Source organism: Streptomyces sp. NPDC006925, assembly GCF_042869575.1.
GTDB lineage: Bacteria > Actinomycetota > Actinomycetes > Streptomycetales > Streptomycetaceae > Streptomyces.
In genome coordinates this window covers 22,136-38,069 of record NZ_JBIAGB010000020.1, presented here as the reverse complement: position 1 = coordinate 38,069, position 15,934 = coordinate 22,136, and the positions used below count along the sequence as shown (strand labels likewise).

Genomic DNA, 15,934 nt, shown 5'->3' with positions numbered 1-15,934 from the left:
GGCAGACGGGGCTTTGAAGACCCGGCCTAGGAGGCGCGGCCCCCGGACTGGCTGCCGGGACCGGTGTAGTCCTCGCCGTAGGCGCCCTTGGCGGGGCGGCGACGGCGCAGCGGCGGCTCGACCCCGTCGGCCAGTCGGCGAGCGGTGAGCAGGAAGCCGGTGTGGCCGATCATGCGGTGGTCCGGGCGAACGGCGAGGCCCTCGATGTGCCAGTTGCGCACCATCGTCTCCCACGCCTGGGGTTCGTTGAAGGTGCCGAACTCGCGGATCGACTCGACCATGCGCGCCATCTGCGTGGTGGTGGCGACGTAGGCGCACAGGATGCCGCCGGGCACCAGGGCCTTGGAGACGGCCTCGAGGCACTCCCAGGGGGCGAGCATGTCGAGGATGACCCGGTCGACGTCGGGGTCGGCGAGGTTGTCCTGGAGGTCGCCGACGGTGAGGGTCCAGGCGGGGTGGGGGCTGCCGAAGTAGCGCTCGACGTTCTGCCGGGCGATCTCGGCGAAGTCGGCTCGGCGCTCGTAGGAGTGGAGCATGCCCTGGTCGCCGATGGCGCGGAGCAGGAAGGTGCTCAGCGAGCCGGAGCCGACTCCCGCCTCGACGACGCGGGCGCCGGGGAAGATGTCGGCCATGGCGAGCACCTGGCCGGCGTCCTTGGGGTAGACGACGGCGGCTCCCCGGGGCATGGACAGGACATAGTCGGGGAGCAGGGGGCGCAGCGCGAGATAGGCGACGTTTCCGGTGGTACGGACGACACTCCCCTCGGGCGCACCGATCAGCTCGTCGTGGGGAAAGGCTCCCTTGTGGGTGTGGAAGCTCTTCCCCTCTTCGAGGGTGATCGTGTAGTGGCGTCCCTTGGGGTCGGTGAGCTGGACCTGGTCCCCGACCTTGAAGGGCCCGCGACGGCGGGCGGCACCGGTCGGTTCGGACATGCGCACAGCCTAGCCGGTCCGCGGAGCGCTGCCGGGGGGAGGGCTCGGGGGTCAGCCGGGCGGTCCGGCCGGGGTGTGGTCCGGGCGCTTGGACATGGCCTCCACGAAGGCGCGCTCGACGTCGGCGGTGGAGAGCACCCCGTAGATCTCGCCGGTCTCCTCCACGACCAGGTACTCGGTGGCCGGGGTGGCGCGGAGCCATTCCAGCAGGTCTTCGCCGGCGAGCTCGGCGGGGACCCGCATGCCGTCCCTGAGGTCCTGCGCGAGGGTGCTGACGGCGACCCAGGGGCGGCGGTGCTCGGGGACGGAGCCGATGGCGGCCTCCCGTACCAGGGCGAGCGGATCGCCCCGGCCGTCGACGACGACCAGGGCGCGGGCCCCGGCGGCGTTGGCGCGGCGGAGCGCTTCGGAGAGCGGGGTGTCGGTCTCGACGGGGACGGCGCGCCGGGTCAGGGTGCGGGCGCGGAGCCGCGGGAGGCGTTCGCGCAGCCGGGCCATCCGCAGGCTGTTGCCGGCTCCGGTCCAGATGATGGCGGCGAGGATGGCGGCCAGCAGCGCGTCGGTGAGGGAGTCGACCCCGCTGACGCTGCCCCGTGACAGGCCGCCGGCGTGGGTGGCCAGCGGCAGGCCGATCAGGACGGTGACGGCGAGCGCGCGGCCGACCCATGCGGCGGCGACGGTGCCGGTCATCGGCTTGCCGCTGATTTTCCAGACGACGGCGCGCAGCATCCGGCCGCCGTCCAGGGGGAGGCCGGGCAGCAGGTTGAAGACGGCGACGAGGAGGTTGGAGATCATCAGGCCGGCCAGCAGTACGCCTGGCACGGTGCGGGGTTCCACGGCGCGCATCGCGACGTAGAAGACGCCGGCCAGGACGAGGGAGAGCAGGGGGCCCACGAAGGCGAGGACGAATTCCCGGCCGGGGGTCTCGGACTCCTTCTCGATCTCGGAGACGCCGCCGAAGAACTGGAGCTGGATGCGGCGGACGGGGAGCTTGAAGCGGAGTGCGGCGACGGTGTGGGCCAGCTCGTGGACCAGGACGGACGCGTAGAAGGCGACGGCGAAGAAGAGCGCGATCAGGTAGCGCACGGCGCCGAGCCCGGGCAGCACCCGGTCGAGCTGGCCGCCGAAGACCCAGGTGATCAGGATGGCGACGAGGAACCAGGAGGGGGCGACGTAGACGGGGACGCCGAAGGGGCGGCCCATCAGGATGCCGCCGCCCGGCGCATCGGGGCGTACAGGTGTGCGAGGGAGTGCCCGGCGGGGCTCCGGCCCCCCGGGACCGTTCCCCTCGCCGGAGCCGCCGTACCGCGGCTTCCCGTCGTTGTCCTCGTCCGCCACGGGTTCCCCTCTGCTGCTTCCCTCGCCTCGCGCCGTGCGGCTGCCGCAGCGTTCTCCGTGCGGCGATCATCCGGCGCGAGGGGTCTGCCGTCGATGGTAAGTGTCCGGTGTCGGTGGTGGGCCGTAGGGTCGTCCCCCATGAGAACCAGCGCGGCCACACCGCCGACCTCGCTGTCGCCCTCCCGGGCGGGGGACTTCATGCAGTGCCCGCTGCTCTACCGCTTCCGGGTGATCGACAAACTGCCGGAGAAGCCCTCCGCCGCCGCCACCCGCGGGACGGTGGTGCACGCGGTGCTGGAGCGGCTCTTCGACGCGCCGGCGCCGGAGCGCAGCGCGCGGCGGGCCCGCTCGCTGGTGCCCGGGGAGTGGAAGCGGCTGCTGGCCAAGCGGCCCGAGCTGGCCGAGCTGTTCGCGGAGGACACCTCGGACGGGGCCCGGTTGGCGGAGTGGCTGGCCGAGGTCGAGTCGCTGGTGGAGCGGTGGTTCACCCTGGAGGACCCCACCCGGTTGGAGCCCGCCGAGCGGGAGCTGTTCGTGGAGGCCCGGCTGGATTCGGGGCTGCGGCTGCGCGGGATCATCGACCGGGTGGACGTGGCGCCCACCGGCGAGGTGCGGATCGTCGACTACAAGACGGGCAAGGCGCCGCGCCCGGAGTACGCCGAGGGCCCGCTGTTCCAGATGAAGTTCTACGCCCTGGTGCTGTGGCGGCTGCGCGGCGTGGTGCCGCGGCGGCTGCAGCTGGTCTTCCTGGGCAGCGGCGACGTCCTGACCTATGACCCGGACGAGGGCGATCTCCAGGCCACCGAGCGCAAGCTGCTGGCGCTGTGGGACGCGATCGGACGGGCGACGGAGACGGGCGACTGGCGGCCGCGGCCGAGCAAGCTGTGCGGCTGGTGCGACCATCAGGCGCACTGCCCGGAGTTCGGCGGCACTCCCCCGCCCTATCCGCTGACGATCCAGCCGCGGCTGCCCGAGCCCCGCCCGGCCGCCGAGGAGGGCGGCACCGGCGAGTCGGCGGCCGGCAGCGGTGCGGTGCCCGGCCCGGGCGAGGTGCGGGGCGCGGGGCCAGCGGACGGGCAGCGGGGCGGCTGAGTGAGAATGGGGCGACCGCTGCCGTCCTGTTGAGGAGTTCCTGTGGCAATCCGCGTACTGCTGGTCGACGACCAGCCGCTGCTGCGCACCGGCTTCCGGATGATTCTGGAGGCCGAGCAGGACATAGCGGTGGTCGGTGAGGCGGGGGACGGTCTGCAGGCGCTGGACCAGGTGCGGGCCCTGCAGCCGGATGTGGTCCTGATGGACATCCGGATGCCCCGGATGGACGGGGTGGAGGCCACTCGCCGAATCACCGGGCCGGCCAAGGACGGCCCGGCCAAGGTCCTGGTCCTCACCACCTTCGACCTGGACGAGTACGTGGTGGAGGCGCTGCGGGCCGGTGCCAGCGGATTCCTCCTGAAGGACGCACCCGCCGGTGAGCTGGTGCAGGCCATCCGGGTGGTGGCGGCGGGCGAGGCGATGCTGGCGCCGAGCATCACCCGCCGGCTGCTGGACAAGTACGCGGGGAAGCTGCCCTCGGGCGAGGAGCCGGTGCCGGACACCCTGCACCAGCTGACCGAACGCGAGGTGGAGGTGCTGAAGCTGGTGGCGCGGGGGCTGTCCAACGCGGAGATCGCGGCGGATCTGTTCGTGAGCGAGACGACGGTCAAGACACATGTCGGCCACGTGCTCACCAAGCTGGGGCTGCGGGACCGGGTGCAGGCCGCGGTGTACGCCTACGAGAGCGGACTGGTCCGGCCCGGGTCGGCCTGACGGCCGCACCGCGGATCAGCCGCCTGCCGAGCGGCCGGGTGCGGGCCGCGGTGCCCCGGCGGGGCCTCGCGGCCCGCGCCGGTGGCGCCGTGCTCGCCGACTGCCGCGCGGCGGCCGGGGTCAGGAGTCGCGGCCGCGGCCCAGCTCCCACAGCTGGAGCACGGAGGAGGAGTTGAGGGCCCATTCGACGCCGGTGATGTCGTCGCGGGCCGCGAGGTACTGCTTGCCCTGCCAGAGCGGGAGCAGCGGCACGTCCTTGGCGACGATGTCCTGGACCCGGCCGAAGGTGCCGGTGGTGGCGGAACGTTCGGTCTGGCGGCGGCTCCTGGGCACGAGCTTGTCGCGGATCTCGTGGTTGGTGTAGGGCGAGCCGAGGAAGTTGTCCTTCTCGAAGAAGGGGGCGACGAAATTGTCGGCGTCCGGGAAGTCCGGGTACCAGCCGTAGCCCCACACCTGGTACTTGCCGTTCGTCGCCGCCGGGCGGAAGGTGTCCCACTTGACGCCCTTGGTGCGCACGTCGAACAGTCCGCTGCTGTTGAGCTGCTTCTTGAGGACGGCGAACTCGTCGGCGGTGGCGCCGCCGTAGTGGTCGGTGGTGTAGGTGAGGGTGAGCTTGACGGGCTTGTCAATGCCCGCGTCGCGCAGGGTCCGTTCGGCCGCGGCCTTGCTGGGTTCGCCGTAGGTGTTGAAGAACGAGTTCCGGTGCGCCGGGAGTCCGGCGGGCACGATGCTGTAGAGCGGCTCGGTGCTGCGGTCGTAGGCGTCCCGCACGATCTTCTTGCGGTCGACCAGCTGGGCCATGGCCTTGCGGACGGCCTTCTTGCCCGCGGTCGGGTCGTCGGTGTCGAAGGCGAGGTAGCGGATCTCCTGGCCGGGCTGCTCGACCAGCTCGACGCCCTGCTCCTGGGCCCCGTCGAGCCGGCTGACCTGGTCGGGAGAGATGGTCCTGCCCATGACATCGATGTCGCCGGCCTTGAGCGCCTTCTCCATGCCCTGTGCGGCGTCGAAGAAGCGCATCTCGATCCGACTGTTCCGCAGCTCCAGTTCCCCGCTGTAGTGCGGGTTCTTCGCCAGCACGGCCGACTCGGCGTCGATGTGCTCGAGCGCGTAGGGACCCGAACCGACCAGCGCGTCGCCCTTGGTGAGGGCTTCGGCCGGGTAGGTCTGGCTGTCCACGATGGCGGCGGCCGGGGTGGTCAGCTTGTACGGGAAGGTCGCGTCGGGCCGCTTGAGGTGGAAGACGACGTGGCTCTTGCCGTCGGCCTCGACGCGGTCGAGGTTGCTGAAGAGGACGGCGGGGCCACCCTTGTGGTTGATGCGCTTGACCCGCCGCAGTGAGAACTCCACATCCTCGGCGTCCAGCGTATGCCCGTTGGAGAACGTCTGGCCCTTGCGCATCGTGCAGCGGTAGACCTTGTTCGCCACGTCGGTGAAGCCGCACTTTGCGGCGGCGTCCATCACCGGCGAGGTGCCGGTGCGCGGGAAGCGCAGCAGCGTCTGGAAGGTGTTGCGCATGACGCCCCAGGCCGCGACGTCGTAGGCCGCCGCGGGGTCGAACGGGGCCGGCGCGTCCTTGCCGACCGCGAAGTGGTCCGTCGTGCCGACGACGATGGCGTCGCCACCCGCGCTCCCGCCCTTCTCGGACCCGCATCCGGCGAGCAGCGGCGTGAGCATTCCCGCGGCAAGCACGGGCAGCACCACAGTTTTACGGTTCATGGTCGACGATCTCCTCGGCCGGCCGGGGTTTGCTGCAGGGAGGAATGGCCGGTACACCGACATTAATCGTCCGCTGCGGCAACTTTCGAAGCGCAGGCCACGGAGCCGGTTTCACGCACCGGAACCAGCACCTTCCTGTCCGCTATCCGAACGCGGGAACGTTTTCCGCGTCACTCCATCAATACGGACACAAGGGAAGGACATTCTTCCCTCCCGCCCCAGGGGCACCACAGCCCCTGCCGCGGGTCGAGGGGTTCGCGCGTGATGAACGTCACTGGACCAATCTGCGCACCGGACACCGGAGTTCGACATTCTGCCGAGCCCGGGACAACGGATTCCGGCGCCCCGCGGGTACGCATTCTCCGCCCCGAGCGGAATGACACCGCCGCGGAAAGATCCACTCAGCGCGCGACCATGATCCGCGAACGGAGGAATTCGAGATCGACTTCTTCGAGTGAACTCACAATGCTGCGACCGGACTTGGGCTCGATCGGCGCGATGGACGGTACGGCCACCACATGGCAGCCGGCGGCCTCCGCGGCGGCGACCCCGGTCGCGGTGTCCTCCAGCACCGCGCAGCGCACCGGATCGGCCCCCAGCCGGCGCGCGGCGGTCAGATACGGGTCGGGGTGCGGCTTGGTGCGGGCCAGCTCGTCCCCGGCCACCGTGAAGGCGAAGTGCTCGTGCCCGATCCAGGTGAGCATGCGGTCCACGACGGTGCGGTGCGAGGCGGAGACCAGCGCCGCGGGGATCCGGTGCGCGGACAGCTCCGCGAGCAGCCTGCGGGCACCGGGCATCAGCGGGACGCCGCGCTCCAGCCGCTCGGTGAACCTGGCGTTCAGCAGCACGCTGAGCTCCTCCAGGCCGATGTCGGCGGCGGTCGCCTCGATCAGGAAGCCGGCGCTGCGCGACATGGGGCCGCCGACGACGACGCTGCGCCACTCGTCGCGCAGCTCGTGCCCCAGCTCGGCGAAGACCGCGACCTCCGCGTCCCACCAGAAGTCCTCGGTGTCGACCAGCGTGCCGTCCATGTCCAGCAGTACGGCCTGCAGCTCGGGCTCCTCACCCGTGAGCGTGGTGACAGCGGGGGATGGACCGGCCATCCGCGAACACCTCCCGAAAGCGACGACTCCACAAGGGACGACAAGGCCGGTCGTCCCTTCCGCCGGAACCCCGGAGGGCTCCGGTTTCCGGCGGAAGCGGACGACCGGCCTGTACCGGACCGATCAGTATATGACCTGTGCCCTCATCGGGCGTTGAAATACTTCGCCTCGGGGTGGTGCAGCACGATGGCGTCGGTCGACTGCTCGGGGTGGAGCTGGAACTCCTCGGAGAGCTCGACGCCGATCCGCTCCGGCCGCAGCAGCTCAGCGATCTTGGCGCGGTCCTCCAGGTTCGGGCAGGCGCCGTAGCCCAGCGAGAACCGCGCTCCCCGGTACTTCAGATCGAACATGCCCTGCATCTGGTCGGGGTCCTCGCCCGAGAAGCCCAGCTCGCTGCGGACCCGGGCGTGCCAGTACTCGGCGAGCGCCTCGGCCAGCTGGACGGAGAGGCCATGCAACTCCAGGTAGTCGCGGTAAGCGTCGCCCGCGAACAGCTCGGCCGTCTTCTCGCCGATCCTGGAACCGACGGTGACCACCTGCAGCCCGACCACGTCCGTCTCGCCGGAGTCCTCCGGACGGAAGAAGTCCGCCAGGCACAGCCGACGGCCGCGCCGCTGCCGGGGGAAGGTGAAGCGGGTGCGCTCATTGCCCTGCTCGTCGAGCAGGATCAGGTCGTCGCCCTTGGAGTAGCAGGGGAAGTAGCCGTAGACGGCGGACGCCTCCAGCAGGTTCTCCGTCTGCAGCCGCTCCAGCCAGCCCCGCAGCCGGGGGCGACCCTCGGTCTCCACCAGCTCCTCGTAGGACGGCCCGTCGCCCTTGCGGGACTCCTTGAGCCCCCACTGGCCCTTGAAGAGGGCACCCTCGTCCAGCCAGGACGCGTAGTCCTGCTGCCGCAGGCCCTTGATCACGCGGGTGCCCCAGAAGGGCGGCTCGGGGACGGGATTGTCGACGGCCACGTCGGAGCGGACGGAGCCGTCGTTCTCCTCCGGCTCGGGGATGTCGAGGTCCCGCTTGGGCACCCGGCGCTGCTTGAGCGCGGGCAGCTCGGCACCCGGCACGCCGCGCTTGACGTCCATCAGGGCGTCCATGAGGCTCAGCCCCTCGAAGGCGTCCTTGGCGTAGCGGACCTCGCCCTCGTAGATCTCGTGCAGGTCCTGCTCGACATAGGCCCGGGTGAGCGCGGCACCGCCGAGGATGACGGGGAAGTCGGAGGACATCTTGCGCTGGTTGAGCTCCTCCAGGTTCTCCTTCATGATCACCGTGGACTTCACCAGCAGCCCGGACATGCCGATCACGTCGGCCCGGTGCTCGGCCGCGGCGTCCAGGATGGCGCTCACCGGCTGCTTGATGCCGAGGTTGACCACCTGGTAGCCGTTGTTGGACAGGATGATGTCGACCAGGTTCTTGCCGATGTCGTGGACGTCGCCGCGGACCGTGGCCAGCACGATCGTGCCCTTGCCCGCTTCGTCCTCGGACTTCTCCATGTGCGGTTCGAGGTGGGCCACGGCGGCCTTCATCACCTCGGCCGACTGCAGCACGAACGGCAGCTGCATCTGTCCGGAGCCGAACAGCTCACCGACGACCTTCATGCCCGCCAGCAGCGTGTCGTTGACGATGGCGAGCGCCGGGCGCTCCTCCAGCGCGGCGTCCAGGTCCGCCTCCAGCCCGTTGCGCTCGCCGTCGATGATGCGCCGCTGGAGGCGCTCCTCCAGCGGGAGGGCGGCCAGCTCCTCGGCCTTCCCGGCCTTCATCGACTTGGCCGTGGCGCCCTCGAACAGCTCCATCAGCTTCTGCAGCGGGTCGTACCCCTCGCTGCGCCGGTCGTAGACCAGGTCGCGGGCAACGGTCACCTGCTCCTCGTCGAAGCGGGCGATCGGCAGGATCTTGCTGGCGTGCACGATCGCGGAGTCCAGCCCCGCCTTGACGCACTCGTCGAGGAAGACGGAGTTGAGCACGATCCGGGCGGCCGGGTTCAGGCCGAAGGAGATGTTCGACAGGCCCAGCACGGTCTGCACGTCGGGGTGCTTGTGCTTGAGAAGCCGGATGGCCTCGATCGTGTTGATGCCGTCCTTGCGGGACTCCTCCTGGCCGGTGCAGATGGTGAAGGTGAGGACGTCGATGAGGATGTCCGACTCGTGGATGCCGTAGTTGCCGGTCAGGTCCGCGATGAGGCGTTCGGCGATGGCGACCTTGTGCTCGGCGGTGCGGGCCTGGCCCTCCTCGTCGATGGTCAGCGCGATCAGCGCCGCCCCGTGCTCGGCGGCCAGCTTGGTGACCTTCGCGAACCGGGACTCGGGGCCGTCGCCGTCCTCGTAGTTGACGGAGTTGATGACGGCGCGGCCGCCCAGCTTCTCCAGACCGGCCTGGATGACGTCGATCTCCGTCGAGTCCAGCACGATCGGCAGCGTGGAGGCGGTGGCCAGCCGTCCCGCCAGCTCGGTCATGTCCGCGACGCCGTCCCGGCCGACGTAGTCGACGCACAGGTCGAGCATGTGGGCGCCCTCGCGGATCTGCTCCCGGGCCAGCTCGACGCAGTCGTCCCAGCGCGCCTCCAGCATCGCCTCGCGGAACTTCTTCGAACCGTTGGCGTTGGTCCGCTCCCCGATGGCCATGTACGAGGTGTCCTGGCGGAAGGGGACCGCCTGGTACAGCGAGGCGGCGGCCGGCTCCGGCTGCGGGGTGCGTGCGGCGGGCTCGCGGCCGCGCACCCGCTCCACCAGCTGGCGCAGGTGCTCGGGTGTGGTGCCGCAGCAGCCGCCCACCAGGGACAGGCCGTAGTCGCCCACGAAGGTGTCGTGCGCGTCCGCCAGCTCCTCGGGGGTGAGCGGATAGCTGGCGCCGTCCTTGCCCAGCACCGGCAGGCCGGCGTTCGGCATGCAGGAGAGCGGGACGCGGGAGTGCTGGGCCAGATAGCGCAGATGCTCGCTCATCTCGGCGGGGCCGGTGGCGCAGTTCAGCCCGATCATGTCGATGCCCAGCGGCTCCAGGGCCGCGAGCGCCGCGGCGATCTCGGAGCCGAGCAGCATCGTGCCGGTCGTCTCCACCGTGACCGAGCACAGCAGCGGCAGGTCGGCGCCGACCGCCTCCATGCCGCGGCGGGCGCCGATGACGGCGGCCTTGGTCTGGAGCAGGTCCTGGGTGGTCTCCACCAGCAGCGCGTCGGCGCCACCGGCGATCATGCCCTCCGCGTTCTGCTGGTAGGCGTCCCGCAGGGTGGTGTAGGGGGCGTGGCCGAGGGTCGGCAGTTTGGTGCCCGGGCCCATGGAGCCCAGGACCCAGCGCATCCGCCCGTCTCCGGACTCGAACTCCTCGGCGACGTCGCGGGCGATGCGCACGCCGGTCTCGGACAGTTCGAAGATGCGCTCGGTGATGTCGTACTCCCCCAGCGCCGCGTGGTTGGCGCCGAAGGTGTTGGTCTCCACGCAGTCCACGCCCGCGGCGAAGTACTCCTGGTGGACCGCGCGGATGATGTCGGGGCGGGTCACGTTCAAGATCTCGTTGCAGCCCTCGAGCTGTTCGAAATCCTCCAGCGTCGGATCCTGCGCCTGGATCATCGTCCCCATCGCTCCGTCGGCGACGACCACGCGCGAGGCGAGTGCGCTGCGGAGCGCCTCGGCCCGGGTGGGGGACGGAGTTGCGGACGTGCTGCTCGGCGACGAGGCCATGGAAGAGGCTCCCTGGGTTGCGACGGCTGTCGGCTTTGCGCGCCGGTGAGGCAGCGCACCCGGTCAGCGTAGCGGGCGGACGCAAGAGCGCAGGTCGACATTCCGACCATCGGACACTCCGGCGCTCGATCCGGGCTCGATCCCGACTACCGTCGCGTCGACATCAAGCGATACCGTTCGACATTGTCGAATCGGCGTCGAATCGGCATGTCGAATCTCAAGGCAGCAGGTCAGGGAGGACCGATGGCCCGGACCATCCAGTCGCTGGAACGAGCGGCGGCCGTACTGCGGCTGCTGGCGGGCGGCGAGCGGCGGCTCGGACTCTCCGAGATCGCCTCGGCGCTCGACCTGGCCAAGGGTACGGCGCACGGGCTGCTGCGCACCCTCCAGCAGGAGGGCTTCGTGGAACAGGAGGCGGTCACGGGCCGCTACCAGCTCGGGGCCGAACTGCTGCGTCTGGGCAACAGCTACCTGGACGTGCACGAGCTGCGGGCCCGCGCCCTGGTGTGGACGGACGACCTGGCCCGCTCCAGCGGGGAGAGCGTCTATCTGGGCGTGCTCCACCAGCAGGGCGTGCTCATCGTGCACCACGTCTTCCGGCCGGACGACAGCCGCCAGGTGCTGGAGGTCGGCGCCATGCAGCCGCTGCACAGCACGGCCCTGGGCAAGGTGCTGTGCGCGTTCGACCCGGTGGCGCACAGCGAGGCGCTGGACGGGCGGCGGACGGACTTCACCGAGCGCACGATCACCGGCGAGGACCGGTTCGAGACGCTGCTGGAGACCGTCCGGGCGCGCGGCTGGGCGGCGGACGTCGAGGAGACCTGGGACGGCCTCGCCTCGGTGGCCGCGCCGATCCACGACCGGCGCCGGATGCCGGTGGGCGCGGTGGGGATCACCGGGGCCGTGGAGCGGGTGTGCGAGGGCGAGGGCGAGGAGCTGCTTCCGCGGCTGGTGGCGGCCGTGCGGGACACGGCGCGGGCGGTCTCCCGGGATCTGGGGGCGCTGCGGTTCTGAGCCCCGGCGGGGCCCCGGAAGGACTCCGGGAGGAGAGCTCCAGAAAGGCCCCGGAAAGGCCCCCGGAAAGGACTCGGAAAGGACTCGGAAGAGCCTCGGAACGGTCTCGAAATGCCTCGCCGCCAACCGCCCTGAGCCGCCCGGAGGGCCTCGCGCACCGTCTGGCCCTCCCGAGGTGCCGCCACCGCTGCGTGGCCGCAGGATGACAGCCAGGAGTCATCGGTCACAGCCCCTTGACGGGACTCTTACGAAGGAGAAAAGTTGCCGTTCGGCGGTCGACATTGTCGAACACCGGACGATCATCAACCGGTCCGCCCATCCCCTCGGCCTCCGGCCGGGAGGTGCCCCCATGGACAAGGACAAAGGAGTCGCGGGTGTCCAGCCTCGACATCTTCACGAGTGAGGTCACCGGCACGATGGTGCTGATCCTCCTCGGTGGCGGCGTGGTCGCCGCAGTCAATCTCAAGCGCTCGAAGGCGTTCGCGGCCGGCTGGGTCGCCATCGCCTTCGGCTGGGGCTTCGGGGTGCTCACCGGTGCCTACATCGCCCAGCCGTCCGGCGCCCACCTCAACCCGGCGGTCACCCTGGCGCTCGCCATCAAGGGCGACACCCCCTGGAGCGACGTCCCGCTCTACATGGGCAGCGAACTGCTGGGCGCCATCCTGGGCGCCGTACTGGTGTGGGTCGCCTACTACAGCCAGTTCCAGGCCACGCTCCGCGAGCCGGACATGGTCGAGATGAAGCACGCGAACCCCGGCCCCGTGCACGGCGTCTTCTTCACCTCCCCCGAGGTGCGCAACGGCCTGCTGAACTTCCTCACCGAGGTCATCGCCACCTTCGTGCTGATCTTCGCGATCCTCACCCAGGGCCTGGTCAAGGACGCCGACGGCACCATCGGCCTCGGCAGGATGGGCGCCTTGATCACCGCACTGGTCGTCGTCGGTATCGGTCTCTCGCTCGGCGGGCCCACGGGCTACGCCATCAACCCGGCCCGTGACCTCGGTCCCCGGCTGGCCCACGCGGTGCTGCCGCTGCCGAACAAGGGCGGCAGCGACTGGAGCTACGCCTGGGTCCCGGTGGTGGGGCCGCTGGCCGGCGCCGCCATCGCCGCGGGGCTCTACAACCTCGCATGGGCCTAGCACGCCCCGCCGCCGAGACGACCCGATGACGCAAGGGAGCACACACACCATGAGCGAGACCCACAGCACCCACGCCTCCGCGCACGGCGGCGGGCCCTTCATAGCCGCGATCGACCAGGGCACCACCTCCAGCCGCTGCATCGTCTTCGACAAGGACGGCCGCATCGTCGCGGTCGACCAGAAGGAGCACGAGCAGATCCTGCCGAAGCCGGGCTGGGTCGAGCACGACGGCGCCGAGATCTGGACCAACGTCCAGCAGGTGGTCAAGGGCGCGCTGGAGAAGGCCGGCGTCACCAAGGACGACGTGCTGGCCCTGGGCATCACCAACCAGCGCGAGACGACGATCCTGTGGGAGAAGGCCACCGGCAAGCCGGTGCACAACGCCATCGTCTGGCAGGACACTCGCACCGACGCGCTCTGCAAGGAGCTGGGCCGCAATGTCGGCCAGGACCGGTTCCGCCGCGAGACGGGCCTGCCACTGGCCGCGTACTTCGCCGGCCCGAAGATCCGCTGGCTGCTGGACAACGTCGACGGCCTGCGCGAGCGTGCCGAGAACGGCGAGATCCTCTTCGGCACCATGGACTCCTGGGTCATCTGGAACCTCACCGGCGGCCCGGACGGCGGCAAGCACGTCACCGACGTCACCAACGCCTCCCGCACCATGCTGATGAACCTGCACACCATGGCGTGGGACGAGAAGATCTGCGCGTCCATCGGCATCCCGATGGCGGTGCTGCCCGAGATCCGCTCGTCCTCCGAGGTGTACGGCGAGGCCACCGGCGAGCTGGCGGGGCTGCCCGTCGCCTCCGCGCTGGGCGACCAGCAGGCGGCGCTGTTCGGCCAGACCTGCTTCGAGCAGGGCGAGGCCAAGTCGACCTACGGCACCGGCACCTTCCTGCTGATGAACACCGGGCACGAGCCGGTCAACTCCTACAACGGCCTGCTCACCACGGTCGGCTACCGGATCGGCGACCAGCAGCCGGTCTTCGCGCTGGAGGGCTCCATCGCGGTCACCGGTTCGCTGGTGCAGTGGATGCGCGACCAGATGGGGCTGATCAACAGCGCGGCGGAGATCGAGACCCTGGCCAGCTCCGTCGAGGACAACGGCGGCGCCTACTTCGTCCCGGCGTTCTCCGGCCTGTTCGCCCCGTACTGGCGCTCGGACGCACGCGGTGTCATCGCGGGCCTGACCCGCTACGTCACCAAGGCGCACCTGGCCCGCGCGGTGCTGGAGGCGACGGCCTGGCAGACCCGGGAGATCGTCGACGCGATGCAGAAGGACTCGGACGTCGAGCTGGCCGCGCTGAAGGTGGACGGCGGCATGACCGCCAACAACCTGCTGATGCAGACCATCTCGGACGTCCTGGACGCGCCCGTCGTGCGCCCGATGGTCGCCGAGACCACCTGCCTCGGCGCGGCGTACGCGGCCGGTCTGGCCGTCGGCTTCTGGTCGGGCACCGACGAGCTGCGGGCCAACTGGAAGCGCGCCGCGGAATGGACCCCCCGCATGGACGCAGAGACGCGTGAGCGGGAATACCGGAACTGGCTCAAGGCCGTGGAGCGGACCATGGGCTGGATCGAAGAGGAGAACTGAGAGCGATGAACACCTCGCAGAGCGTCCCCACCCTCGGGACGCACCCGACTGCCGGCAGCAACCCTGGCCGCGCAGAGACCAGAGGGCTGCTCGCGAACGCGACGTGCGACCTCCTGGTCATCGGCGGCGGCATCCTGGGCACCTCGGTCGCCTGGCATGCGGCGCAGTCGGGACTGCGGGTGGCCATGGTGGACGCCGGCGACTTCGCCGGCGCCACCTCCTCCGCGTCCTCGAAGCTGGTGCACGGCGGTCTGCGCTACCTGCAGACCGGCGCGGTCAAGCTCGTCGCGGAGAACCACCACGAGCGGCGGGTACTGGCCAAGGACGTGGCCCCGCACCTGGTCAACCCGCTCACCTTCTACCTGCCCGTCTACAAGGGCGGCCCGCACGGCGCCACCAAGCTCGGCGCGGGCGTCTTCGCCTACTCGGCACTGTCCGCCTTCGGCGACGGCGTCGGCCGGGTGATCTCCCCGGCGAAGGCCGCCGCCGACAACCCGGCGCTGCGCACCGACAACCTCAAGGCGGTCGCGGTCTACGGCGACCACCAGATGAACGACTCGCGGATGGCCGTGATGACCGTCCGCGCGGCCGTGGAGTCGGGCGCCGTGGTCCTCAACCACGCGGAGGTCACCGGGCTGCGCTTCACCCGCGGCCGGGTCACCGGAGCCGAGCTGCGGGACCGGACCGACGGTGCCGAGTTCGGCGTGGACGCGCGGCTGGTGCTGAACGCGACCGGCCCGTGGGTGGACCACCTCAGGACGATGGAGGACAGCGGCGCGGCGCCCTCGATCAGGCTGTCCAAGGGTGCGCACCTGGTCCTCAAGCGGAAGTCGCCGTGGGGCGCGGCGATGGCCACCCCCATCGACAAGTACCGCATCACCTTCGCGCTGCCGTGGGAGGACCAGCTCCTGCTGGGCACCACGGACGAGGAGTACACCGGCGACCCGGCCGACGTGCGGGCCACCGAGGCCGACATCCAGCAGATCCTGGACGAGGCCGCCTTCTCGGTGCGGGACGCCGATCTGGACCGCGACCTGATGACCTACGCCTTCGCCGGGCTGCGGGTGCTGCCCGGCGGCCCCGGCGGCGTGGAGTCGGCCAAGCGGGAGACCGTCGTCACCGAGGGCCGGGGCGGGATGCTGTCGGTCGCGGGCGGCAAGTGGACCACCTACCGGCACATCGGCCGCACGGTGATGGACAAGCTGGAGAAGCTGCCCGGTGGGGCGCTCGCCGCGTCCATGGAGAGCACGGTCCCGGTCAAGGACCTGGTGCGGCGGACGCCGCTGCCGGGGATCGCGAACCCGAACGCGGTCGCGCACCGGCTGCTGGTGGACCGGGAGCCGGGCGTGCGGATGGATCCGCTGACTGCCCGTCAGCTGGCCACGCACTACGGTTCGCTCTCCTTCGACATCGCCCGGCTGGTCAACGAGGACCCGTCGCTGGGCGAGCGCATCCACCCCGACGGCCCGGAGATCTGGGCCCAGGTGGTCTACGCACGCGACCACGAGTGGGCCGAGACGGTGGACGACGTGGCGCGCCGCCGCACCACCCTGACCATCCGCGGCCTGGACGACGAGAAGGTCCGCGGCCGGATCGAGGAGCTGCTCGAGCAGCGCGGCTGACACCG

At 70.8% G+C, this 15,934-nt stretch carries 11 protein-coding genes; 6 read left to right on the top strand and 5 right to left on the bottom strand.

The window, feature by feature from the left end; genetic code table 11:
- Window positions 1–26: 26 nt before the first annotated feature.
- Window positions 27–932 (bottom strand): tRNA (adenine-N1)-methyltransferase, encoded by a 906-nt coding sequence (locus ACFYNS_RS23795; protein WP_360295979.1) that lies wholly within the window; start codon window positions 930–932, stop codon window positions 27–29.
- 51 nt (window positions 933–983) lie between these two features.
- Window positions 984–2,270, bottom strand: coding sequence for a site-2 protease family protein (locus ACFYNS_RS23790; protein ID WP_360295977.1), 1,287 nt, complete (start codon window positions 2,268–2,270; stop codon window positions 984–986).
- Between the two features lie 138 nt (window positions 2,271–2,408).
- Here ACFYNS_RS23790 and ACFYNS_RS23785 point away from each other — a divergent pair, with 138 nt between their 5' ends.
- Together ACFYNS_RS23785 and ACFYNS_RS23780 are read left to right on the top strand one after the other, a co-directional pair.
- The gene (locus ACFYNS_RS23785; RefSeq protein WP_360295974.1) at window positions 2,409–3,362 is read left to right on the top strand and encodes a RecB family exonuclease; all 954 of its coding nucleotides are present in this window, start codon (window positions 2,409–2,411) and stop codon (window positions 3,360–3,362) included.
- 42 nt (window positions 3,363–3,404) lie between these two features.
- Window positions 3,405–4,076, top strand: coding sequence for a response regulator transcription factor (locus ACFYNS_RS23780; RefSeq protein WP_019356404.1), 672 nt, complete (start codon window positions 3,405–3,407; stop codon window positions 4,074–4,076).
- 120 nt (window positions 4,077–4,196) lie between these two features.
- On the opposite strand, the gene ACFYNS_RS23775 is transcribed toward ACFYNS_RS23780, so the two are convergent.
- The 3 genes from ACFYNS_RS23775 to metH all read right to left on the bottom strand — a co-directional run bounded on the left by ACFYNS_RS23775 (window position 4,197) and on the right by metH (window position 10,560).
- Window positions 4,197–5,792, bottom strand: coding sequence for an ABC transporter substrate-binding protein (locus ACFYNS_RS23775; RefSeq protein WP_360295971.1), 1,596 nt, complete (start codon window positions 5,790–5,792; stop codon window positions 4,197–4,199).
- Window positions 5,793–6,193: 401 nt separating this feature from the next.
- A complete protein-coding gene (locus tag ACFYNS_RS23770) occupies window positions 6,194–6,895 on the bottom strand; it encodes an HAD family phosphatase (RefSeq protein WP_075000446.1) in 702 nt (233 codons plus the stop codon).
- Window positions 6,896–7,038: 143 nt separating this feature from the next.
- Window positions 7,039–10,560, bottom strand: a complete 3,522-nt coding sequence (metH, locus tag ACFYNS_RS23765; RefSeq protein ID WP_388604975.1) for a methionine synthase — start codon at window positions 10,558–10,560, stop codon at window positions 7,039–7,041.
- 243 nt (window positions 10,561–10,803) lie between these two features.
- On the opposite strand from metH, the gene ACFYNS_RS23760 reads away from it, so the two are divergent.
- The 4 genes from ACFYNS_RS23760 to ACFYNS_RS23745 all read left to right on the top strand — a co-directional run bounded on the left by ACFYNS_RS23760 (window position 10,804) and on the right by ACFYNS_RS23745 (window position 15,929).
- Window positions 10,804–11,574 (top strand): IclR family transcriptional regulator, encoded by a 771-nt coding sequence (locus ACFYNS_RS23760; protein WP_360295965.1) that lies wholly within the window; start codon window positions 10,804–10,806, stop codon window positions 11,572–11,574.
- 374 nt (window positions 11,575–11,948) lie between these two features.
- Window positions 11,949–12,713, top strand: a complete 765-nt coding sequence (locus ACFYNS_RS23755) for an MIP/aquaporin family protein (RefSeq protein ID WP_360295962.1) — start codon at window positions 11,949–11,951, stop codon at window positions 12,711–12,713.
- Window positions 12,714–12,762: 49 nt separating this feature from the next.
- A complete protein-coding gene (gene glpK, locus ACFYNS_RS23750; protein ID WP_360295959.1) occupies window positions 12,763–14,307 on the top strand; it encodes a glycerol kinase GlpK in 1,545 nt (514 codons plus the stop codon).
- A gap of 5 nt (window positions 14,308–14,312) precedes the next feature.
- The gene (locus ACFYNS_RS23745) at window positions 14,313–15,929 is read left to right on the top strand and encodes an FAD-dependent oxidoreductase (RefSeq protein WP_388604973.1); all 1,617 of its coding nucleotides are present in this window, start codon (window positions 14,313–14,315) and stop codon (window positions 15,927–15,929) included.
- Window positions 15,930–15,934: the final 5 nt, after the last annotated feature.